The organism is Mycolicibacterium palauense (assembly GCF_002592005.1).
GTDB lineage: Bacteria > Actinomycetota > Actinomycetes > Mycobacteriales > Mycobacteriaceae > Mycobacterium > Mycobacterium palauense.
The window spans coordinates 26,059-47,383 of the sequence record NZ_NVQF01000009.1; the positions used below are offsets into that span (position 1 = coordinate 26,059).

The 21,325-nt window shown below is 70.3% G+C and carries 18 protein-coding genes; 9 read left to right on the plus strand and 9 right to left on the minus strand.

The features are described 5' to 3' along the window. Window positions 1-142: 142 nt before the first annotated feature. Window positions 143-1,165, plus strand: coding sequence for a L,D-transpeptidase (locus CSR00_RS05735; RefSeq protein ID WP_099021434.1), 1,023 nt, complete (start codon window positions 143-145; stop codon window positions 1,163-1,165). 33 nt (window positions 1,166-1,198) lie between these two features. Here the strand turns inward: CSR00_RS05735 and CSR00_RS05740 are convergent, their stop codons facing one another. Next, complete coding sequence (locus CSR00_RS05740) at window positions 1,199-3,244, minus strand: M13 family metallopeptidase (RefSeq protein WP_245905849.1); 2,046 nt, start codon at window positions 3,242-3,244, stop codon at window positions 1,199-1,201. A gap of 40 nt (window positions 3,245-3,284) precedes the next feature. Between CSR00_RS05740 and CSR00_RS05745 the strand changes: the two genes are divergently transcribed. Then, window positions 3,285-3,899 carry a hypothetical protein gene (locus tag CSR00_RS05745; RefSeq protein WP_099021436.1) on the plus strand — a complete coding sequence of 205 codons (615 nt, stop codon included), beginning with the start codon at window positions 3,285-3,287 and terminating at the stop codon, window positions 3,897-3,899. Next, window positions 3,896-4,597: a hypothetical protein gene (locus tag CSR00_RS05750; protein WP_099021437.1), complete on the plus strand. Its 702-nt coding sequence runs from the start codon at window positions 3,896-3,898 to the stop codon at window positions 4,595-4,597. The genes CSR00_RS05745 and CSR00_RS05750 overlap by 4 nt, the downstream gene beginning before the upstream one ends. Here the strand turns inward: CSR00_RS05750 and CSR00_RS05755 are convergent. After that, a complete protein-coding gene (locus tag CSR00_RS05755) occupies window positions 4,594-5,040 on the minus strand; it encodes a transcriptional regulator (RefSeq protein WP_099021438.1) in 447 nt (148 codons plus the stop codon). The two genes, CSR00_RS05750 and CSR00_RS05755, sit on opposite strands and share 4 nt — an antisense overlap. Before the next feature lie 62 nt (window positions 5,041-5,102). Further along, window positions 5,103-8,099: an MMPL family transporter gene (locus CSR00_RS05760; protein WP_099021439.1), complete on the minus strand. Its 2,997-nt coding sequence runs from the start codon at window positions 8,097-8,099 to the stop codon at window positions 5,103-5,105. A 266-nt stretch (window positions 8,100-8,365) separates the two neighbouring features. On the opposite strand from CSR00_RS05760, the gene CSR00_RS05765 reads away from it, so the two are divergent. The 5 genes from CSR00_RS05765 to CSR00_RS05785 all read left to right on the plus strand — a co-directional run bounded on the left by CSR00_RS05765 (window position 8,366) and on the right by CSR00_RS05785 (window position 12,287). Continuing rightward, a complete protein-coding gene (locus CSR00_RS05765; protein ID WP_099021440.1) occupies window positions 8,366-8,977 on the plus strand; it encodes a hemophore in 612 nt (203 codons plus the stop codon). 240 nt (window positions 8,978-9,217) lie between these two features. Continuing rightward, window positions 9,218-9,586 carry a heme-binding protein gene (locus CSR00_RS05770; RefSeq protein WP_099021441.1) on the plus strand — a complete coding sequence of 123 codons (369 nt, stop codon included), beginning with the start codon at window positions 9,218-9,220 and terminating at the stop codon, window positions 9,584-9,586. A gap of 254 nt (window positions 9,587-9,840) precedes the next feature. Further along, window positions 9,841-10,209: a heme-binding protein gene (locus CSR00_RS05775; RefSeq protein WP_099021442.1), complete on the plus strand. Its 369-nt coding sequence runs from the start codon at window positions 9,841-9,843 to the stop codon at window positions 10,207-10,209. A gap of 54 nt (window positions 10,210-10,263) precedes the next feature. Next, the gene (locus tag CSR00_RS05780; RefSeq protein WP_176561925.1) at window positions 10,264-10,932 is read left to right on the plus strand and encodes a response regulator transcription factor; all 669 of its coding nucleotides are present in this window, start codon (window positions 10,264-10,266) and stop codon (window positions 10,930-10,932) included. Next, window positions 10,929-12,287 (plus strand): HAMP domain-containing sensor histidine kinase, encoded by a 1,359-nt coding sequence (locus tag CSR00_RS05785; protein ID WP_245905850.1) that lies wholly within the window; start codon window positions 10,929-10,931, stop codon window positions 12,285-12,287. Before CSR00_RS05780 ends, CSR00_RS05785 begins: the two co-directional genes overlap by 4 nt. Window positions 12,288-12,376: 89 nt before the next feature. On the opposite strand, the gene CSR00_RS05790 is transcribed toward CSR00_RS05785, so the two are convergent. From CSR00_RS05790 to CSR00_RS05800, 3 genes are all read right to left on the minus strand, one after another. Continuing rightward, complete coding sequence (locus CSR00_RS05790; protein ID WP_099021444.1) at window positions 12,377-12,781, minus strand: DUF3054 domain-containing protein; 405 nt, start codon at window positions 12,779-12,781, stop codon at window positions 12,377-12,379. Continuing rightward, window positions 12,778-14,016 carry a M23 family metallopeptidase gene (locus CSR00_RS05795; protein WP_099021445.1) on the minus strand — a complete coding sequence of 413 codons (1,239 nt, stop codon included), beginning with the start codon at window positions 14,014-14,016 and terminating at the stop codon, window positions 12,778-12,780. Before CSR00_RS05795 ends, CSR00_RS05790 begins: the two co-directional genes overlap by 4 nt. Window positions 14,017-14,089: 73 nt before the next feature. Continuing rightward, window positions 14,090-15,409, minus strand: coding sequence for a lysylphosphatidylglycerol synthase transmembrane domain-containing protein (locus CSR00_RS05800; RefSeq protein ID WP_099021446.1), 1,320 nt, complete (start codon window positions 15,407-15,409; stop codon window positions 14,090-14,092). A gap of 105 nt (window positions 15,410-15,514) precedes the next feature. Here CSR00_RS05800 and CSR00_RS05805 point away from each other — a divergent pair, with 105 nt between their 5' ends. Continuing rightward, complete coding sequence (locus CSR00_RS05805; RefSeq protein ID WP_099021447.1) at window positions 15,515-16,687, plus strand: AI-2E family transporter; 1,173 nt, start codon at window positions 15,515-15,517, stop codon at window positions 16,685-16,687. A 27-nt stretch (window positions 16,688-16,714) separates the two neighbouring features. Here the strand turns inward: CSR00_RS05805 and CSR00_RS05810 are convergent, their stop codons facing one another. The 3 genes from CSR00_RS05810 to trmB form a co-directional block, all read right to left on the minus strand. Beyond that, window positions 16,715-19,651: a trehalose monomycolate exporter MmpL3 gene (locus CSR00_RS05810; protein WP_099021448.1), complete on the minus strand. Its 2,937-nt coding sequence runs from the start codon at window positions 19,649-19,651 to the stop codon at window positions 16,715-16,717. 73 nt (window positions 19,652-19,724) lie between these two features. Further along, entirely contained in the window at window positions 19,725-20,444 is a 720-nt protein-coding gene (locus tag CSR00_RS05815; protein WP_407662398.1) for an NYN domain-containing protein, read from the minus strand. Next, window positions 20,441-21,250, minus strand: a complete 810-nt coding sequence (gene trmB, locus CSR00_RS05820) for a tRNA (guanosine(46)-N7)-methyltransferase TrmB (RefSeq protein WP_407662399.1) — start codon at window positions 21,248-21,250, stop codon at window positions 20,441-20,443. Before trmB ends, CSR00_RS05815 begins: the two co-directional genes overlap by 4 nt. Window positions 21,251-21,325 lie beyond the last annotated feature (75 nt).

The following is a 21,325-nucleotide window of genomic DNA, read 5'->3' on the forward strand; positions in this document are numbered from 1 at the left end:
CGATGAAACTCCCAGAAACCCCCAGGAAGTGTGTCCCGGCGTCGGCGGCTGCCCGCGGCGCCCCGGTGTGGCGCAACCCGGGATAGCTGGTCCGCCGGCTGTGCCACACTGGAAACGAAGAGATCGAAGTGGAGGTCGGGTTATGCGCAACCCATCACGTAGGTGGAGCACGGGTGCCCCCCTGGGTGCACTGGTGGGCGCCCTAGGCGTGGCCGCGTCGCTGGTGCTGGGAGCCGCACCGGCCGGGGCGGACCCCGAGGTGAACCCCGCCGATCCCGCCGCCCCGTCGGTGGCCGACCCGCTGGCCCCGCTGGACGCCACCCCCGAATCGGCCGCCGGGTCGACCGCCGGGTCGGCGGAATCCGGGTCGGTGCCGGTGGAGAACTACGGGGCTCCGGCGGTGATCCCCGAGGGCACCCCGGCCGGGCAGAACCCGCTGCCGTTCACCGGCAGCCCGCCGTTCCGGCCGCCGTCGTTCAACCCGGTCAACGGCGCGATGGTGGGCGTGGCCAAGCCGATCATCATCAACTTCGCCGTGCCGATCGCCAACCGCCAGATGGCCCAGGACGCCATCCACATCTCCTCCAACCCGCCCGTGCCGGGCCGGTTCTACTGGACGAGCGACTCCCAGGTGCGGTGGCGCCCGCAGGACTTCTGGCCGTCGAACACCGTGGTCACCATCGACGCCGCCGGCACCAAGTCGAGCTTCCGGACCGGCGACTACCTGGTGGCCACCGTCGACGACAGCACCCACGAGATGGAGATCATGCGCAACGGGAAGCTGGAGAAGACCTTCCCGGTGTCGATGGGCAAGCCCGACGGCAAGCACGAGACCAAGAACGGCACCTACTACGTGCTGGAGAAGTTCCCGGACATCATCATGGACTCCTCCACCTACGGGGTGCCGGTGGACTCCGCCGAGGGCTACAAGCTGAAGGTGCAGGACGCGGTGCGCATCGACAACAGCGGCATCTTCGTGCACAGCGCGCCGTGGTCGGTCGGCGACCAGGGCGAGCGCAACGTCAGCCACGGGTGCATCAACCTCAGCCCCGCGAACGCCCAGTGGTTCTTCGACAACTTCGGCAGCGGCGACCCGGTGGTCGTGAAGAACTCGGTCGGCCTGTACAACCAGAACGACGGCGCCCAGGACTGGCAGCTGTTCTGAGCGCGGCCGGCCGCCCCCCGCTCACCCGACGGTTCAGTTCCAGATGTGCACCCGCCGGGACGGCTCCAGATACAGCTCGTCGTCCTCCTCGACTCCGAACGCCCGGTAGAAGTCGTCGATGTTGCGGACCACACCGTTGCAGCGGAACTCCGGCGGCGAATGCGGATCGGTGGCCAGCCGGCGGATCGCCTCGGCATCGCGGGACTTGGTGCGCCACACCTGCGCCCAGCCGAAGAACACCCGCTGCACACCGGTGAGGCCGTCGATCACCGGTGCCTCGCGGCCGCCGAGTGACAGCTTGTAGGCCAGCAGCGCGATCGACAGGCCGCCGAGGTCGCCGATGTTCTCCCCGACGGTGAACGCGCCGTGGACGTGCGGCGGGCCCTGGGGATTGTCGTGGCCGCGCAGCTGGCGGGGCACGAAGTCGTCGTACTGGTCGATCAGCGCGGTGGTGCGGGTCCCGAATTCGGCCCGGTCGGTGTCGGTCCACCAGTCCACCAGGTTGCCGTCCCCGTCGTACTTGGCGCCCTGATCGTCGAAGCCGTGGCCGATCTCGTGGCCGATGACCGCACCGATACCGCCGTAGTTGGCGGCGTCGTCGGCGTCGGCGTCGAAGAACGGCGGCTGCAGGATCCCGGCCGGGAAGACGATCTCGTTCATCCCCGGGTTGTAGTAGGCGTTGACGGTCTGCGGCGTCATGAACCATTCGTCGCGGTCGACCGGGCCGCCCAGCTTCGCCAGCTCGCGCGCGAAACCCACCTCGTAGCCGCGGCGGGCGTTGCCGTACAGGTCGTCCCGGTCGATCACCAGCGTCGAGTAGTCGCGCCAGCGGTTCGGGTAGCCGATCTTGGCGGTGAACTTGTCCAGCTTGGCCAGCGCGCGCCGGCGGGTCTCCGGGGTCATCCAGTCCAGCTCGTCGATGCTGACCCGGTAGGCCTCGCGCAGGTTATCCACCAGCACGTCCATCCGCGCCTTGTGTTCGGGCGGGAAGTAGCGCTGCACGTACAGCCGGCCCAGGGCGTCGCCCATCAGGCTCTCGACCAGTGACACGCCCCGCTTCCAGCGTTCGCGGATCTGCTCGGTGCCGCTGAGCGTGCGGCCGTAGAACGAGAAGTCCTCGGCGACCAGCCCGTCGGTCAGCAGCCCGGCCCGGGCGTGGATCAGCCGCCAGCGCGCCCAGTCCTTCCACCGCTCCAGCTCGGTGTCCGACCACGCCGCGGCGAACCCCGTCAGGTAGTCGGGCTGGCGCACCACCAGCTCGCCGGCCGTCTCGGGCGAGCCGCCCAGGCCCCGCAGCCAGCCCGCCCAGTCGAACCCGGGCGCCTCGGCCACCAGGTCGGAGAAGCGGCGCAGGTTGTAGGTCAGGTCGGCGTCGCGGCGTTTCACCACGTCCCAGTGCGCATCGGCCAGGGTGGCCTCCAGCGCCACGATCCGCTCGGCGCGCTCCGCCTGGGCCGCGGCGTCGCCACCGTAGACCAGGGCGAACATCGCCGCGATGTGCGCCGGGTAGGCGGCCAGGATCTCGGCGTGCTGCGGGTCGCGGAAGTAGGACTCGTCGGGCAGCCCGATCCCGGACTGGGTGACGTGCAGCAGGTAGCGCGTCGAATCCTTGGAGTCGGTGTCGATGTAGACGCCGGCACCGCCGCCGACGCCGGTGCGCTGCATGGCGCCGAGGAGTTCGGCCAGAGCCCGCGCGTCCGGGGCGGCGTCGATCAGCGCCAACTCGTCGAGCAACGGCTGCACGCCCCGGCGCTGCACGGCCTGCTCGTCGAGGAAGCTGGCGTACAGATCGCCGATCCGCTGCGCGTCGGTGTCGGGCTTGACGGCTCCGCCGTCGGTGGCCGATGTAACGGCTCCGCCGTTGGTGGCCCCGGCGGCCACCTCGGTGATCAGATCCCGGACCTGCTCCTCGGCACGGTCGTACAGCGACCGGAAGGCGCCGTCGGTGGCGCGGTCCGGGGGGATCGAGTACTCCGCCAGCCAGCGGCCGTTGACATGGCCGAAGAGATCGTCCTGGGGTCGGGTCTGGTCGTCGACATGGCTCAGGTCGATTCCCGAGCGGATGGCTTCTACCGTCACCCCGCCATCCTTCCAGAACCCGCCGGGTACCCTCACGCCCATGCCCGAGGCCGAGCACGACGACGGTGCCGACGAAACCGCCGAGCAGTCCCCGTCGGGCGGCGTGCTTTCGGGCTACGGCGCCGCATCGGCGGTGTTGGGTGCGCTGTCGCTGGTGGCCGTCGTGCTGCTCGCGGTGATTTGGTCGCAGCATCGCGACCACGTCGACGAGCTGGCCTACCGCACCGATGTCATGCAGGCGGCCGCCGACTGGACCGGCGTGCTGATCAATATGAACGCCGACAACGTCGACGCCAGTCTGCAGAAGCTGCGCGACGGCAGCGTCGGGCAGCTCAACGCCGACTTCGACGCCACCATGGAGCCCTACCGCGACATCGTGCGGACCCTGCAGTCGCGGACCACCGGTCAGATCAGGTCGGTCGCGATCGAGACCGTGCACCACGATCTCGACGCCAAACCGGGTGCCGGCCCGGCCCCGTCCCCGGACGCGCTGCCCCCGGAAATGGCCAGCCGCACCGACTCCGTCATCGTCGTGGCCACGTCGGTCAGCCAGAACGCCACGGCCAAACCCCAGACCGTGCGCTGGAACCTGCGCCTGGGGGTCTCCGACGTCGACGGCGCGCTGTTGATCTCGCGGCTGGAGTCGCTGCGGTGAGGAACGCGTGGCGGGTGCTGGCCTTCGACGTCCTGGCGCCACTGGGAGCCATCGCCGGCGTCGTGATGATCGGCGTGTTCCTGGGCTGGCCGCTGTGGTGGGTGTCGGCGGCCTCGATCCTGTGCCTGCTGATCGTGCAGGCCGTCGTCGTCAACGTGGTGTTGTGGCGGCGCGACCGGGTCACCGTGGGCACCGACGACGAGGGACCACTGCTGCGGCTGGTCTCGGCGGGCCTGGTGACCACCGCACTGGTGGCCGCGGTCGCGGTGGGCTACACCCACTGGACGCAACCGGACCGTGCGATGAACCGCGACGCCGACGAGGTGGTCCGGCTGGCCACCGCGGTGTCCGAGGCCACGGCCACCTTCTCCCCGCAGGACCCGATGTCCTCGATCGACCGGGCCGCGGCGCTGATGGCTCCCGAGCAGGCGCAGGCCTTCAGGGCCAACTTCGGCGCGTCCACCAAGGATCTCGCGCGCAAGAACATCTCGGCGCACGCCCAGACCATCTCGGCGGGCGTGGAGGCGCTGGGGCCGGCCGCGGCCAGCGTCGCCGTCGTGCTGCGTGCCACCCAGAACGCGCCAGGCCAGCAGCCCAGTCGCGCGGTGCTGGCGCTGCGGGTGTCGCTGATCAACACCGACGGCCGGTGGCAGGTGGTCGACGTCGCGCCGATCGACGCGCCGCCGGCGGGCGGCTAGCGCCGGTCGCCGGGGCGCTGGGAGCGCATCTTGTAGAACCGGTCGGACAGCCGGCGCATCCTGATCATCAGGGAGGCCGGCGGGCTGACCCGGCCCTCCAGGTAGACGGCCAGGTCGGCGCTGGGCAGGCCGATGCGTGAGGCGAACTCCTGCTCGCTCAGGCCGGAGCGCTCGAGCAGGACCGCGATCTGGCGGGCCACCTCGGCGCGCTCGACGGCCTCCAGGTGGTGGCGACTGCGCACCAGGACCTCGGAGAGCGCCTTGGAGATGCCGAGCGGCTCGGAATGCTCCAGAACCTCCTCGACCTGGCGGGCGGTCCGGCCGTAGGGGTCCCGCTTGATCGCCACGACGATGCGTTGCCACACCGTGATGTCACCGGTCTCCAGGGCCGACCGGATCGCCGAGGTGGGCCAGAACTCGACCGGACGGTTGTGACCGGACATGCGCTCGGGCGGCTGGGGAGCACCGCCAGGGCGCGCGTTGCCGACGTCACCGGCAGCCAACGTCACCTCGCCTCCTCCAGCATCGCCACGGCTACGCCCAGGCAACGCTGCCTGGTCTGGGCCCAGTCCGAGTCACGATCCAAGTCCCGATCCAAGTCCCGATCCGAGGCCCGGTCCAAGTCCCGACCCAGGTCCCGGTACGAGCCGCCACCCGCGACGCTGTGGGAACCGGAAGGCGTCCCCGCGTACGCCTCCTCATCGAAGGGCTGCGGGTCCGACAGCCGACGGACCAGCTGGGTGGCCACCCACTGTGTTCTCGACGGTTGCCCACAGTAGTACGTGTCCATCCCGGCAAGCACCATACCCGCGGTCTCCTGTTGCATCGCGTCGGCGAGATCGGCCAGTTCGCGGTAGTCCTCGGCGGTGTTGCGGCACAGCACCAGGAAGCCCTTCAGCCGCAGGGTCTCCGCGCAGGTGGGGATCTGCAGGCGGTCGCCGGTGGGCAGCTGCACGGTGGTGGTCTCCAGCGGGCGCAGCCGTTGCAGCGCCGGGTGCTCGAGACCGAGCGCGTCGATCGCGACTGCCAGCCGGCCCCGCCACAGCGTCACCGGATGCACGGGGCGTGCCGACTTGGTCCCCGACCGTGCACTGCGGGTCAGCGTTGTCCCCGGTGCCCGGGGGTCCTCGCTGCCCCGCACCCCGCCGCGGAACCCCTTGAGCCCGCCCAGCCCCGCGCAGCCGGTGAAGGCCAGCGGGTCGGAGACGGTGACCGTGTCCGGGGCCAGGTCCTTGAACTTGGCCGCGGACTTGACCACCATCTTCAGATCGGAGCCCGGCGCCACCAGCGCCGAGATGTCGTCGGGAATGATGACCAGATCACCCAGATCGATCTTGGGCAGCGGCTTCTCGAAGTCCACCGAGGGCAGGATCCGGCTCAGCCAGCCCGGCAGCCACCAGTTCCACTGGTCGAACATGGCCATCAACGCCGGCACCAGTACCAGGCGGACCACCGTCGCGTCGACCGCGATGGCCACCGCGCAGGCCACCCCCAGCTCGGCGACCAGCGGCATGCCCGCGAAGGCGAACCCGATGAAGACCGCGATCATGATGAGCGCGGCGCTGGTGATGGTGCGCGCGCTGCTGCTGACCCCGTAGGCCACCGCGTCGCGGGTGTCCCCGGACTGCAGGAACCTCTCCCGGATGCGGGTCAGCAGGAAGATCTCGTAGTCCATCGACAACCCGAAGGTCAGCGCCAGCACCAGCGGCGGGATCGTGCTGTCGATCGAGTTGAGCGGCCTGAAGCCCAGCCCCTCCAGCCAGCCCCACTGGAAGATCACCACCAGGGAGCCGTAGGCGGCCGCCACCGACAGCACCGTCATCAGGACGCCCTTGAAGGCCAGGAACACCGAGCGGATCGACACCAGCAGCATCACGAAGGCGATCAGGGCCACCGCCACGAACACCAGCGGTTCGGTCTCGGCGACCCGGTCGTCGAAGTCCTTGATCAGTGCGGTGGGCCCGCCGACGTCGATCTGGACCCCCTCGGCGCCGGGCACCGTGGGCAGCCTGGCGCGCAGCCAGTCCACGGTGTTGCGGGCGGCCATGTCCTCGGGATCGACGGCCAGCACCGCGCTCAGCAGGGCGCTTCTGTTGTCCTCGCCGAACACCGGTGGGGCCACCGAGACCACGTTGACCGCGTGGCTGATCTGGTCGCTGATGGCCTGCAGGGTCGCGGCGTGGTCGGCGGAGTTGGCGTCGCCGTCGGGGAAGGTGACCAGCACCCGCACCGGCCCCAGGGCGCCGGGGCCCAGCGCCTCGGCGGCGGCCCCCACACCGCCGCGCATCTCGTGGGAGGCGGGGAACTGCCGCAGCATGCTGTTGCCCAGCACCATCGAGAACGCCGGGGCCGCCAGTACCAACAGGACCACCGTCGCCGCCAGCGCCGACACCCACGGCCGGCGCATCACCGCGCCCACCCAGCGGGTCCAGAACCGGGACTGGGTGGTTTCGCCCCGGCGTGACCAGTGCAGCAGCCGCGACCGTTTGGCCGCCGAACGCCCGATGGTGGCCAGCACCGCCGGTGTCAGCGTCGTCGAGGTCAGGACGGCGACGGCCACCGCCAGGATCGCGCCGGTGGCCATCGAGGTGAGCACCGGGGTGTCGATGAGATAGATGGCGGTCACCGAGGCGATGACCGTCAGGCCCGACAGCACCACCGCCAGCCCGGAGGTCGCCATGGCCCCGTCGATCGCCTGCTGCGGGTCGCGACCGCCGCGCAGTTCCTCGCGGAAACGCATCAGGATGAACAGCGAGTAGTCCACGGCCACCGCGATGCCGAACATCGACACCGTCGACGTGGCGAACACCGACATCGTCGTCACCATCGACAGCAGGTAGACCAGGCCCATCGTCACCGCGACCGTGCAGATGCCCAGCAGCAGGGGGACCGCCGCGGCCGCCAGCGAGCCGAACACCGCCAGCAGCACGATCAGCACCACCGGCAGGTTCCACTTCTCGGCCTCGGCGATGTCACGCTTGGTGGCTTCCGAGGCCGCCGCGCCCAGCGCGCCCTGACCGATCACGTACAGCCGCACCTTGCCGTCGGCAATCTCGCCGGGCTCGTCGCCGTGCACGCCCACCTTCGCGCGCAGCTGTTTGGCGACGTCGACCGCGCCGGTGTTGTCGAAGTCCAGCTGCAGCGAGACCACGTAGGGGCGGTCGGGCTGGGGCGGCGGCTGGGTCGGGTTGGGCACCGCGCGGACGCTGGGAACCTCGCCGGCGATATGCTCCAGGCGCGCCACCGCCGCGTTCATGTCGTCGTAGCTGGCGTCGGGCCGCGGCGCGGCGACCAGTGCCAGCGGGGAGGCCCCCTCGGTGGGGAAGTGGTCCTCGAGGCGGTACTGCACGTCGAGGGACTGGGAGCCCTCGACCTCGAACCCGCCGCCGGTGAGGTGGTCGGACTGGGTGATCGCGAGCCACACCGCGGGGATGAGGACCAGCAACCAGGCGGTGAAGACCAGCCAGCGGAACCTACGTAGGCCGCTGCTCAGGCGCATCATGAACTGCTGGATGTCGGTCTCCCCGCATTCTCCCCGGGTGGCGTGTCGTGAGCGTACCGCAGCGAGCTGTGTGGGGACGGTCGCGTGGCCGCGTGAACTGCGACGACTCCGACCGCACGTAACATCTACGCCAGCCGCACCGATGTACTGCCGATATCCGTACGCCAGGATGCGGAAGCACGCCCGACCGTGACACCGACAGTCACCAGGTATTCGTGCCCGCGACGCCGGCAGATTGTGTGCAAACGGTTAGGAGTCGACACCGAATGGTTTCTGCGATCCCCAGCACCGGACCTTCCCGGCCCTCCGGCCCCGCACGGCGGGCCCTTGCCGGCCTGTTGGCGGTCACCGCCTCCGGCGGCGCGGCGGCGCTGACTCTGCTGCCGGGGATGCCGGCGGCCTCCGCCGCGCCGAACCCGTGCGCGGCCAGCGAGATCGCCAAGACGATCGGATCGGTGGCCGACGACACCGGCGCTTACCTGGAAGCGCATCCGCGCACCAACCAGGCCCTGACGATCGTCGCGGGACGGCCCGCCGGGCCGCAGTCCATGGCGGCGCTGGCGACCTACTTCGACGCCAACCCGGAGGCGGCCGCCGACATGCAGGAGATCCAGGCCCCCCTGGCCACGCTGGCGAACCGGTGCAATCTGCCGATCAGCCTGTCGCAGGTGCTCGGGCTGGTGCAGGCCGCCCAGAAGAACGGGCTTCCGGATGCGGCGGCGGGTGCGGCGCCGGGGCTGACCGGGGCCGCGCAGGCCGTCTCGGGCACGGCCGGGACCGGCTCCGGGACCGGCACCGGGAGCGGCGCGGCACCGACGACCTCGGCGCCGGCGGGGCAGGGGCGGCTGCCCGGCCCGGCCGGCACCGCCTCGCGGTGACGGTCGGCAACCTCTGGCCAGACCTCCGGCCGGGCCCGCACCGGTTCGAGTGTGACAACCGCCACAGGCGGTAATGACCTGCATTTCTTCGAGTTCGGGCAATTGGTCGCGTCACGGCAGGAAACTCGGGTCGGAATCTGATTAGCTTTCTGTGGTCTGCACGCCGGTCAGAACATCGAGTCGGTGGTCCACGGGGTCCACGGAGGCTGGCCGCCCAATGTCCAACGAAGGAGCTTGACCATGATGCTCACAGCTCGTCGCGCGATTGTCGGTGCCCTGGGAGCGGGCGCGGTTGCCGGGGCGATGTTCGTCGCCGCACCCTCGGCGCTGGCCGCCCCGCCGCCCAACTGCAGTGCCGCCGATCTCGCCGGGGTGCTCTCCGGGGTGTCGGCTTCGACCTCGGCCTATCTGTTCACCCATCCGGACGTCAACGCGTTCTACAGCGGTCTCGAGGGGGCCGACCACCAGACGCGCCAGACCGAGATCACCAAGTACCTCGATGCCAACCCCCAGGTGAAGGCCGAGCTCACGGCCATCCGCCAGCCGCTGATCGACATCAAGAACAACTGCGGCGGCATCGATGTCGGCGCCGGGGATCTGACGAGCTAGGTTCGGCGACGGGGCCGGATCGCGGGGATCCGGCCCAGGCCCGTCCGACCAGGACTGGGCCGGTGTGGCATGCGCCACAAACCCCGTGACCTGCGGTTTCCCAACTCGCCGTGATTGCTTTGCGACAAGGCGGGAAACTCCGGTCGGAATCTGATTAGCTTTCTCTGGTTAGCACCCGGTCAGAAGACATGCGCCGGTGGTCCATCGGGGTCCACCCGAGCTGGCCGACCAACGTTCAACGAAGGAGCTTGACCATGATGCTCACAGCCCGTCGCGCGGTTGTCGGTGCCCTCGGGGCCGGCGCGGTTGCCGGGGCGATGCTGTTCGCCGCACCTTCGGCGCTGGCCGTCCCGCCGCCGAACTGCACCGCCGCCGACCTTGCAGGCGTGGCGTCGGGAGTGTCGGCATCGACGTCGGCCTACCTGTTCACCCATCCGGACGTCAACGTGTTCTTCACCAGCCTCAACGGCCTGGATCCGGAGACGACCAAGGCCAAGGTCGAGGACTACTTCAACGCCAACCCGCAGGTCAAGAACGAGATGACCGCCATCCGGCAGCCGTTGCTCGACACCAAGAACCGCTGCGCCGATCTCAACGGGGACGGCATCCCGGACATCCAGTAGGTGCCCGACGCGCAGGACCGGCCCGCGCCCGACAGCGCGGGCCATCTGGTCCTGATGGTCGATGACGACCCGGATGTGCGGACCTCGGTGGCCCGGGGACTCCGCCATTCGGGCTTCGACGTCCGGGTGGCGGCCAACGGGAAAGAGGCGCTGCGCCTGCTGGCCGGTGAGAGTCACGACGCTCTTGTGCTCGACGTGCAGATGCCCGAGCTGGACGGGGTCGCGGTGGTGACCGCGTTGCGCGCGCTGGGCAACGACATTCCGATCTGTGTGCTCTCGGCCCGTGACACGGTCAATGACCGCATCGCCGGGCTGGAGGCCGGCGCCGACGACTACCTGACCAAACCGTTCGACCTCGGTGAGCTGGTCGCCCGGCTGCATGCCCTGTTGCGGCGCTCCTCCCATCACGACGAGCGCTCCGACGCGATCGTCGTCGGCCCCCTGACCATCGACACCGCCCGGCGTGTGGTGCTGGCCGGCGGTGAGCGTGTGGACCTGACCAAGCGGGAGTTCGATCTGCTCGCCGCCCTGGCGGAGAACACCGGGGTGGTGCTGAGCCGCCAGCGTCTGCTGGAACTGGTGTGGGGCTACGACTTCGACGTGGAGACCAACGTCGCCGACGTCTTCATCAGCTACCTGCGCAAGAAGCTGGAGCGCGACGACGTGCCGCGGGTGATCCACACCGTCCGCGGGATCGGATACGTGCTCCGAGCGGATCAGTGACCCCGCCGTCCGACGTCCCGAAGCGGGCCAAGTGGCGGACCTCCCTGCGTTCGCGGGTGGCCATCGCCGCGGCCACCGCGGCCGCGGCCGTGGTCGCCGCGTTGGTGGTGCTGACCTCGATCGCACTGGCCAACAACGACGAGGCTCAGCTGGACCGTCGACTCGATGCGATCGTCGACGCCAGCGTGTACCCCAACCGGTCGGCCGACCCGAGCCGTGACGTGCTGACCACCGGGCGCTCGGCCGCGACGGGGGAGGTGGTCTTCCAGCGTGGACTGCAGCTGCCGCGGCTGCCCGAGGGGTCGACGACGGTGGCGGTCAACGGCGTCGAGTACCGGGTCCGCACCGTGGCGCTGGAGCAGAGTGGCGGCATCCTCGTCTCGATCGGCATCCGCGCCGACAGCATCCTGCTGAACTCCCGGCGCATCCCGCTCTACGTCACCATCGCGGTGCTGGCGCTGCTGATCGCCGCCGGGCTGGGCTGGCTGCTGGGCGGGGCGGCCAGCCGCCCGCTGCGCAGGCTCACCGAGCAGACCCGCCGGCTCGGTCAGGGTGGCCCCGAACAGATCGACCCGGTGCGCGGCGTCAAGGAGGCCGAGGATCTTTCCGACGCGATGATCGGAATGCTGTTGCGGCTGGCGGCCGCGCAGGCGTCGACCACCCGGTCACTGCAGGCGGCCCAGGATTTCGCGGCCAACGCCGCCCACGAGCTGCGGACCCCGCTGACCGCCATGCGCGCCGACCTGGACACCCTGCGTATCCACGACCTGCCGCCGGAGGAGCGCGACGAGGTGGTCGCCGACCTGGCCCGCGCCCAGCGCCGGATCGAGGCGACGATCACCGCCCTGGGCCAGCTCGCGTCCGGCCAGCTCGCGCAGGCCGAGGACCGCGAACCGATCGACGTCGAGGAGATGCTCTACCGCGTCGCGCGGGAGAACATGCGGCCCGGCGGGAACGTCGAGATCGTCGTCGACGCCGAGGGCTGCGGCATGGTGCTGGGCTGGCCGGGGGGACTGCGCCTGGCGGTGGACAACCTGGTGCGCAACGCCATCACCCACGGCCGTGCCCACCTGGTGCGGCTGACCGCGCGGCGCCACGACGACATGGTGCAGATCGTCGTCGACGACGACGGCACCGGTCTGCCCGCCGAGGAACACGACCTGGTGATGGGCCGGTTCGCGCGGGGCAGCACCGCCGTGCCGGGCGGCTCGGGACTGGGTCTGGCGCTGGTCGCACAGCAGGCCGAGCTGCACCGCGGACGTTTCGAGCTCTCCGACGGTCCGCTGGGTGGACTGCGGGCCACCCTGACGGTCGCGGTCACCGGGGACCGGGAGGGGCAGGGGATCCTCGGCTGACGCCGATCCCGGCGCCGCGGGGCGGATCCCCGTAGCTTCGCGGGACCGGGTGGTGGGGCTGGCCGCCCTATTGCCGGGAGTGCCCGCTCTCAGGCCCGGTTGCCGCGGCCGAAACGTCGCGCGGCGGCCCGCCAGCCGAGCAGCAGAAGCCCCGTCACCGTCGACGCCACCACGATGAAGCTCACCGCCACACCCTGGCCGGCCACCTTGCGTAGCAGCATCCCGACGGCCACGGTGCACACCCAGACCACCAGCCCGGTCGGCGTGAGTGCGGTGGGCCGGCGCCAGGCCCGGGTGAGCAGCCAACCGATCGCGGTGCCGGTGAGAAACGGCCAGGCGGTCTCGGCGACCCCGGCGATCGTGACTCCCTCGGCGTGGCTGCGGCGCCCCACCGCACAGAACACCAGCACACAGACGAGATCGATCAGTGCGGCCACGGCGGCGGGCCGCCATGACCGCCGCGACGGGGCCGACGGGGCGGGATGTGTAGTCACTGCCCGACAGCGTATGCCATCACGTCGAGGTCCAACGGCATGACCTCGGTGAGCTCCCGCGCGGCGAAGCCGGGCTGCAGCGGTGCGGGCTGTCCGGTCAGCAGGGTGTCGATCCCCTCACCGGAGGCCACCCGCTGATCGAGGCGGAAGGATGTGATGACGAACGGTAGGCCGTTGGCCGCCAACGGATTCGGCCCGTCCATCACATGGAAGTGCAGGTGCGGCGCATCGCTGTTGCCGGAGTTGCCCAGCGCGGCGATGCTCTGCCCCGCCGTGAGGTCGTCGCCCGGCTTGACCGAGATGCTTCCCGGCTTGAGGTGCGCGTAGAACGCATAGTTGCCGTCCCCGATGTCCTGGACGACGTAGTTGCCGCCGTACTGGTCCAGCGGCAGGCCGACCGGCGACGTGCCGGGCACCTGGTCGGGCAGGTTGTCGGTCACCGAGACCACCTTGCCGTCGGTCACGGCGTGCACGGGCGTCCCGTAGTAGGGGTAGCTCTGCAGCTTCGACGTGTCGCCGGTGAACAACCGGAAGTCGTCGGTGAGCTGCATGTAGTCGATCGCGAACCGCTGCGCGGACCACAACTTGCCGTCGATGGGACTCACGGCGCGGCGGTGGTCGCTCATCACGCAGCAACCGTTCGCGTCCAGCCAGTTCAACCCGTCCAGCGGCGGTGCGATCGACACCGGCTTGTGGTCGGAGACCTCCGTGCGTGCGATGTCCTGGGTCACCCTGGCCGGGATCAGCCCCGCCAACGGCTTGGCCACCGACACGTTGACGGAGTGGGTGATCTCGGTGGGCACCTCCTCGGTGCTGTCGACGACGATGTCGAGCCACACCAGCGCGGTTCCGCCCGCCGGCAGCACGTTGGTCGGGGTGCCGGCATTGCCGAGACCACGCACCCAGTACTTGAGGTTGTTGCCCGCCAGCATCAGCAGGTTGCGGTCGCCGGACCTGGCGGTCAGCGAGTTCAGGGTGACGTCCCCGCTCATCGCGTTGGTGATGACCAGCTCGTAGGCCAGGTGCACGCGGCCGTCGCTGGCCGGCACCGGGACGGGCGGCGCCAGCGGCGAGCCGATCAGCGGTGTGGCCATCGGCGGTGGGGTGGTGGTCGTCGTGGTGGTCGGCTGCTCCGGTTCGGAGGTGGTCGCCGACGAGCAGGAGACCGCGGCGAGGACCAGCGACAGTGCGCCGAGAACGGCCAGCACATGTCGGACGAACGGGCGCGGCGACATGCGCCGATCCAACCATGCCCCGGTCACCGTCGGGGCCGGACTCATCGCGGACATGCCGGGCGCCCACCCTCGTCTAGGACTCGTCGGCCCGGTCTTTCCACGCGGTGTCGGTGTCGGGGTCGGGGTCTGTGTCGGTGTGGCTGGCGCTGTCGGCCCGTCCCGCCGGTTCCGGTGGCAGGGGGCCCTGCAGCGCGCCGTCGGCGGGGTCGCGCCGAACAGGCGGCCCGGGCGGCCGGGCCCCGTTCTCCCCGGGGGTGCCCGGATCGCCGAGAGGGTCGCCGGGGTCGGCGGGGTCGGCGGGGTCGCCCCGCGCGGGGCCGCGCGCGCCGGCCCCGCCGTTCTGCTCGTCGGGATCGACGCGACTCTCGGTGCGGAACATGAAGAAGAACACCACCCACCCGATCGCGGCGATGAAGATCCAGCTGACCAGCCGGTAGATCAGCATCGCCGAGATCGCGGCGGGCAGGCTCATCCCGCTGGACACCAGGCCGGGCACCAGCACCGCCTCGACGACCAGCAGGCCGCCGGGCATCAGCGGTATCGAGCCGACGGCGCGGGCGGCCGCGTAGGCCACCGTGAGTCCCGCCAGCGACGGTGCGCCGCCGGCGGCATAGGCCGCGAACGCCAGGCAGGCCACGTCGGTGATCCAGTTGAACAACGACCACCCGAACGCGATCCCGAGCTGGCGCCGGGTCAGGCTGACCGATTCCAGCTGGGCCAGGATCTCGCGCCACTTGTCCAGCCAGGTGTCGGTGGGCTTGCCGCGCACCTGGTTGATCCAGGACAGCACCCGCACCCCGATGCCGTCGAGAAGGTCGGGCCGTGAGGCCACCGCCTGCGCGAGCAGCAGCAACAGCACGAACCCGCCCAAGGTGAACAGCAGCGAGAACGGGTTGTTCTTGGCGCCCAGCAGGAACGCGCCCCCCAGGCCGATCAGCGCCAGGCCGACCACCTGCAGGGCACCGGACATGACCAGCTGCCAGGACGCGACCACCGGCGAGGCACCCCAGATCCGCTGCTGGCGGTAGATGAACGTCGCCGAGAGGACCGGGCCGCCCGGCAACGTGGTGCTCAGCGCATTCCCGGCGTAGAAGGCGGCCTCGGATCGCCACTGCCTGACCCGGACACCGGCGGCCTTGAGCAGCTCACGCTGAATCTGGGCGAAGCTGTGCATCGACAACATGGCGGCCGCCACCGCGGCCAGCACCCACCACCAGTTCGCCGAGAGCAGGCTGCGCCACGCCTTGGCCAGCTGATCCCACACCAGGGTGGCCTCGACGGACAGCACCACCAGCACCACGCCGAGCACCACCCAGCGCAGCCACCAGTACTTGCCGCGCGAGGGTCCCGCTGGTGGGCTCATGGCGTCGCTGGCCGGCGCATCCTGGGACATCGTGCTTCAGGGTAACGGTGCAGCCCCGGGGAACCGACCCCCTCGGCTGCGGCGCGGCGCGGTTGGTCGGCGCGGAGCGGCGCGGTGGGTCGTACGCTGACCGCTATGTCGGCCCGCGAGTCCGTCGAGGACGCTTCGGTCACCCTGTTGGTCCGCAAGATGACGGCGTGGGCGTGGCGGTTGCTGGTGCTCGGGGCGGCGGTGGCCGGCCTGCTCTGGGTTTTCCGGCACCTGGAGGTGATCGTCGTTCCGCTGGCGATCGCCACCATGTTCACGGCGCTGCTGCTGCCCGCCGTCGACTGGCTGGACCGCCGGGGCGCTCCGCGCGCCGGGGCGGTGGCACTGGTGCTGCTGTCCGGGTTCGCCATCTTCAGCGGGGTGATGGCGTTCGTCGTCAGCCAGTTCGTCGTCGGGCTGCCCGGCCTGACCGAGCAGGTCACCCGCAGCATCGACAGCGTGCGCCACTGGCTCGTCGAGGGCCCGCTGCACATGAGCCGCGAGCAGATCGACAGCATCGGCAACCGGGCCATCGGCGCGTTGCGGGACAATCAGGAGTATCTGACCAGCGGCGCGATCTCCACCGCGGCCACCCTCACCGAGATCGTCACCGGCGCGCTGCTGGTGCTGTTCACCCTGATCTTCTTTCTGCACGGCGGCCGCAACATCTGGAGCTTCGTCACCAAGGCGTTCCCGCAGGGGGTTCGCGACCGGGTGACCGACGCGGGTCAGGCCGGTTTCCGCTCCCTGGTCGGCTACGTCCGCGCCACCTTCCTGGTCGCCCTCGTCGACGCCGTGGGCATCGGGACCGGCCTGGCCATCATGGGCATCCCGCTCGCGCTGCCGCTGGCCTCACTGGTGTTCCTGGGTGCCTTCATCCCGCTGGTCGGTGCGGTGATCGCCGGGTTCCTGGCGGTGGTGGTCGCGCTGCTGGCCAAGGGCTTCCTCTACGCCCTGATCACCCTGGGACTGATCATCGCGGTCCAGCAGCTGGAGGGGCACGTGCTGCAGCCGCTGGTCATGGGCCGCGCCGTCTCGATCCACCCGCTGGCGGTGGTTCTGGGCATCGCCACCGGCGGCGTGATGGCCGGGATCGTCGGGGCGCTGCTGGCGGTGCCCCTGATCGCGTTCCTGAACAGCTCGGTGCGCGTGCTGCTGGCCGAGGATCCGGCGGCCGAGGAGGCCCGCCAGGAAGCCCTGCTCGAACACGGGGAGTCGGTGTTCAGCGCCGACGCCGACGAGGTCCCCGAACCGGACTCCGGCACGGGGGACACCCCGTGAGTCGGGCCCCGTGAGCCGGACCCCGGTTTAGAGGCGGCCCTCGCGACGCAGGAGGTCCGCGGCGCTCACGCCGCCGCCGCGCCGGGGCGGTTTCTTCTGGCCCTCACCCTCGGCGCGCGAATTGAGCTTCTCGGTGGCGGCGTCGGAATCGCTGGCCCGCGGCTTGGCGATCGGGATGGCGCGGGTGGCGGCCTCCGACTCCGGGTCGTCGGGCTGTTGCGCGGGGATGGCGGTCGTGGCGTCGGCCGGCCCGGCCTCGGGCGCCTTCATGCCCCGCGTCGGGTCGGACGAGGGCTGCGACCGTTGGGGCCCGGGCTCGGGCTGGCCCGTCGGTGTCTGCGGCCTGCCGCGGAGCTCGCCGAGCCAGGACTCGATCTCGCGTTCCCCGGAGGGCGGCGACTGCCGGCCCGGCCGTTGCGCGGCCCCGGACACCGCGTTGCGGACGACGTTGCGCGCGGCGGCGAAACGGGTCGTCGGCGCCTCCGAACTCGGGTCGGCGGACCGTTCCTGCGGGGCCGCGATCCGGTTGGTGCCCGCGGCCGACGGAACGTCCGCAGCCGGCACCACCCGCCCGGCGGAGCGGGGGCGCGAGGCGCCCTCGGCGGCCGGGTGGGTCGGATCGTGCGGGGGCCGGCGCACCGGTGCCCCCGCCCCGACGAGCTCCTCCTCGTCGGCGCGTTCCTGCACGGCGGGCCGCTTGCGCTCGTCGGGCAGGTGGGTCTCACCGAGGCCGATCTTGTTCTGCAGACGTTTCATCCAGCGCGGCGCCCACCAGCAGTCGTCGCCGAGCAGCTTCATGATCGCGGGCACCAGGAACATCCGCACGATCGTGGCGTCCAGCAGCAGCGCGATGAGCAGGCCGAACGCCAGGTACTTCATCATCACCAGGTCGGAGAAGACGAACGCGCCCGCGACCACCGCCAGCACCAGCGCCGCCGCGGTGATCAGCCGGCCGGTGGTGGCGGTTCCGATCCGGATGGCCTCGGTGGTGGACATGCCGCGCTCGCGGGCCTCGACCATCCGGGAGACCAGGAACACCTCGTAGTCGGTGGACAGGCCGTAGATCACCGCGATGATCAGGCCGATCATCGGCGCCATCAGGGGCTGCGGCGTGTAGTTCATCAGGCCCGACCCGTGGCCCTCGACGAACATCCACGTCAGCACGCCCATCGTCGAGCCCAGCGTCAGCGCGCTCATCAAGGCGGCCTTGATCGGCAGCACCAGCGAACCGAACGCCAGGAACATCAGGATCGTCGTGGTGGTGATCAGCAGCAGCACCATCAACGGCAGCTTGGCGAACAGGCTGTGGATACTGTCCTGCTCGAGTGCCGGCGTGCCGCCCACCGAGATCGTGACACCCCGCGGGGCGGGTATGGACCGCAGCTCATCGATCTTCTTGGCCGCGTCGTTGCGGTTGACCAGGCCGTTCTGGATCACCCGGACCGCCGGATCCTTGGAGGCGCCGTCCAGGTAGGGCCGCTCCTTCCACATGTTGTCCGGGTTGTTGTCGGGGTCGGTGAACCCGGACAGCGCCATCGCGCGGTTGCGGACGTCGGCGATCTGCTGATCGGTGACCGGCTCGCCGTTGTCGCTTTCCATCACGATGGTCAGCGGTTCGGTGCGGAAGCCCGGGAAGATCTTGTCGAACTCCTCCTGGGCCTGCCGGACGGAGTTGTCCGGCGGCAGATATTTCTCGCTGATCCCGCCCAGTGACAGCTGTCCCAACGGAATGATCAGGACGACCATGAACACCAGGATCGGCGCGGCGAACGCGATCGGGCGCTTCATCACCCGGTTCACCAGCTTGCCCCAGAAGCCGTTCTCCACCTCGGCGCGGGTCTTGGTCTTCTGCGTCTTGCTGGCCAGCCAGTTCAGCCACCAGTTCATCGGCTTCCAGTTGCGGAAGAACGGCACCCGCAGCAGGGTGCGCACCCCGAGCGCGTCGACGTGCGGCCCCAGGATGGCCAGGATCGCGGCCAGCACCGTGATCGACAGCACCGCCGAGAGCATCACCGAGGCGATGATCGCGTAGGTGATCGACTTCAGGAAGCCCTGCGGGAACAACAGCAGCGGCAGCGAGGAGGCGACGATGATCACCGCGGAGAACATCACGGTGCGTCCCGAGGTCATCACCGTCCGGCGTACCGCGGTCTCGGTGTCGTACCCCTCCGCGAGTTCCTCGCGGAACCGGCTGACGATGAACAGCCCGTAGTCGATCGCGATGCCGAGGCCGATCAGCGTCACGACTGGTTGGGCGAAGAAGTGCACGGGTGCGAACTCGGCGACCAGACGCATGATGCCCAGTGCGCCGGCGATGGACAGGCCACCGATGATGGCCGGCAGGCTGGCGGCGATCACCCCGCCGAACACGAAGAACAGCAGCACGGCCACCAGGGGGATGGCCGCGACCTCGGCGCGCTTCTGATCCTCGCCGATGGTGCCGGTCAGTTCGCTGGCCAGTGGCTGCAGGCCGGCGAGTTTGACGTTGACGCCGGGGATCGCGAAGTCGTTCTTGACCTCGTTGTAGTTGTTCAGGATGGTGTCGTCGTTGTCGCCCTTGAGCTGGATCGACATGAACGCGTGCTTCTTGTCCGCGTCGGCCATGTTGTCGAGCACTTCGGGGCTCTTGAAGTAGCCGATCGACCGCAGGATCTGGTCGGGGTGTTCTTCCTCGACCGTGGCGAGGTTGTCCAGGATCTTCTTCTGGAAGGCGGGGTCGTCGACGGTCTTGCCCTCGGGGGCGGTGTAGATCGCGATGATGTGGCCGGAGGTGTCACGGCCGTAGGCGTCATCGGCGACCAGCGAGGCGTGCACCGACTGGCTGCCCTCGTCGTAGAAGCCGCTCTGGGTGACGTGCTTACCCAGACTGATGCCGTAGATGCCGCCGCCGAGGCACAACGCGACCATGACAGCGATCACGATGTACCGCCATCGGTACACCATTCGACCCCACCAGGCGAACACGTAAGCTCCTAACGATCTTCACGTCGCAAGTCGCGACCCACTGCGCGTGGCTGTGCAATTGTCATGTACACGGTCACGCCCGTGACGTGAGCAGCGAGGACAGCGGCCGGAACGGCTGCAGCCACGCTCCCTGTTCTGGAAGCGAATCTAGGCCGATCCGCGGGAGGGGCTCCCGGAAAACGCCAGGTATGTCCTCCAAGTCGACAAACTCCAAGGTATCCGACGCTAGCGCCCAGCTGGCATGTTCGCGAAATCCGAGAACCTGCACCGGGGTGCCGTCGTCGCGGGCGATCTCCTCCAGCGGCGCCCGGAACGCCTGACCGTCGGCGGAGGCCACGATCAGCGCGGCCAGCCCCTCGCTGCGGCGCAGCGCGATGTGTTCGAGCATGTCGCTGTCGACGTCGCTGTCGTCGTCGATCTTGGGTTTGGCGAAGACCGCGAAACCCACGTTACGCAAGGCCTCCACCCAGGGACGCACAACATCGGCGCTACCAGGGGCGATGTTGGTGAAAACGGTGGCTTCGGGCTCCAGGGTGATGCCCGGAGGGGCATCCGGGTCGGCCTGAGAGACATCGGCGGTCCGGCTCAGCAGCCACCGGCCCAGCGCGTCGAACCGGGGGCGGTGCGCCGCGGTGGGCCGCCCGCCCAGGATCGCCCCGAGGCCCATGTCGAGGTTGGGGGCGTCCCACACCAGCAGCACCCGTCGGACGCCGCCGGTGGTCTCGGGCGCATCGGGGGCGTCGGTGTCGTGTTGGCCGGATTCGGGGGCCGCGGAGAGTTCGGTCACGCTCACGTCCGCTCCCAGACCAGTTCGGTGACCGCGCTTCCGGCCTCCCGGGCCTTGCCTTCGTACTTGGTGACCGGGCGGGACACCGAAATCGGCAGCGCGTCCTCCGGGGAGACCCTGCGCAGGCGGGGCTCGGCGTCACCGACCTCGGCGATCTGCTCGGCGTAGCCCGCGTGGTCGGTGGCGGCGTGCAGGATGCCGCCGGGCCGCAGCCGGTCGGCGATCAGCGCGACGGTGGCGGGCTGCAGCAGCCGGCGTTTGTGATGCCGGGCCTTGGGCCACGGGTCGGGGAAGAACACCCGCACGCCGGTCAGCGACCCGGGCCGGAACAGGTGTTCCAGCACGTCGACGCCGTCGCCGCGCACCAGGCGAATGTTGGTGACGCCGTGCCGGTCGATCGCGCTGAGCAACTGGGCCAGCCCCCGCCGGTAGACCTCCACGGCGACGACGTCGACAGCGGGCTCGGCCTGGGCCATCGCCAGCGTCGAGGTGCCGGTGCCGCAGCCGATCTCGCAGACCACCGGCGCGTGCCGGCCGAACCACGCGTCGGTGTCGAGCGGCTCCGCGACGGTGCCGGATTGGGCGCCGGATTGGGTGCCGGCTTCGGTGCCCACTTCGATGCCGGGTTCGTCCTCACCGCCCGACCAGCGGACCTGGGTGCCCAGCTGCGGCCACAGCCGCTCCCAGGTGGCCCGCTGGGAATCGGACAGCGTCGAGCGCCGGGACCGGAAGCTGGTGACCCGCGGGTAGCGGTGCGCGGGGGGCGACTCGGCGGCCAGCTCGGCCGGCTCGGCTCCACGATGCGCACACACCCGTACATCGTCGCCTATGTCCGCTGCCAGGCCCGCATCGTGGGGCATATTGATACCCAACAGTTGCCTTGGCCT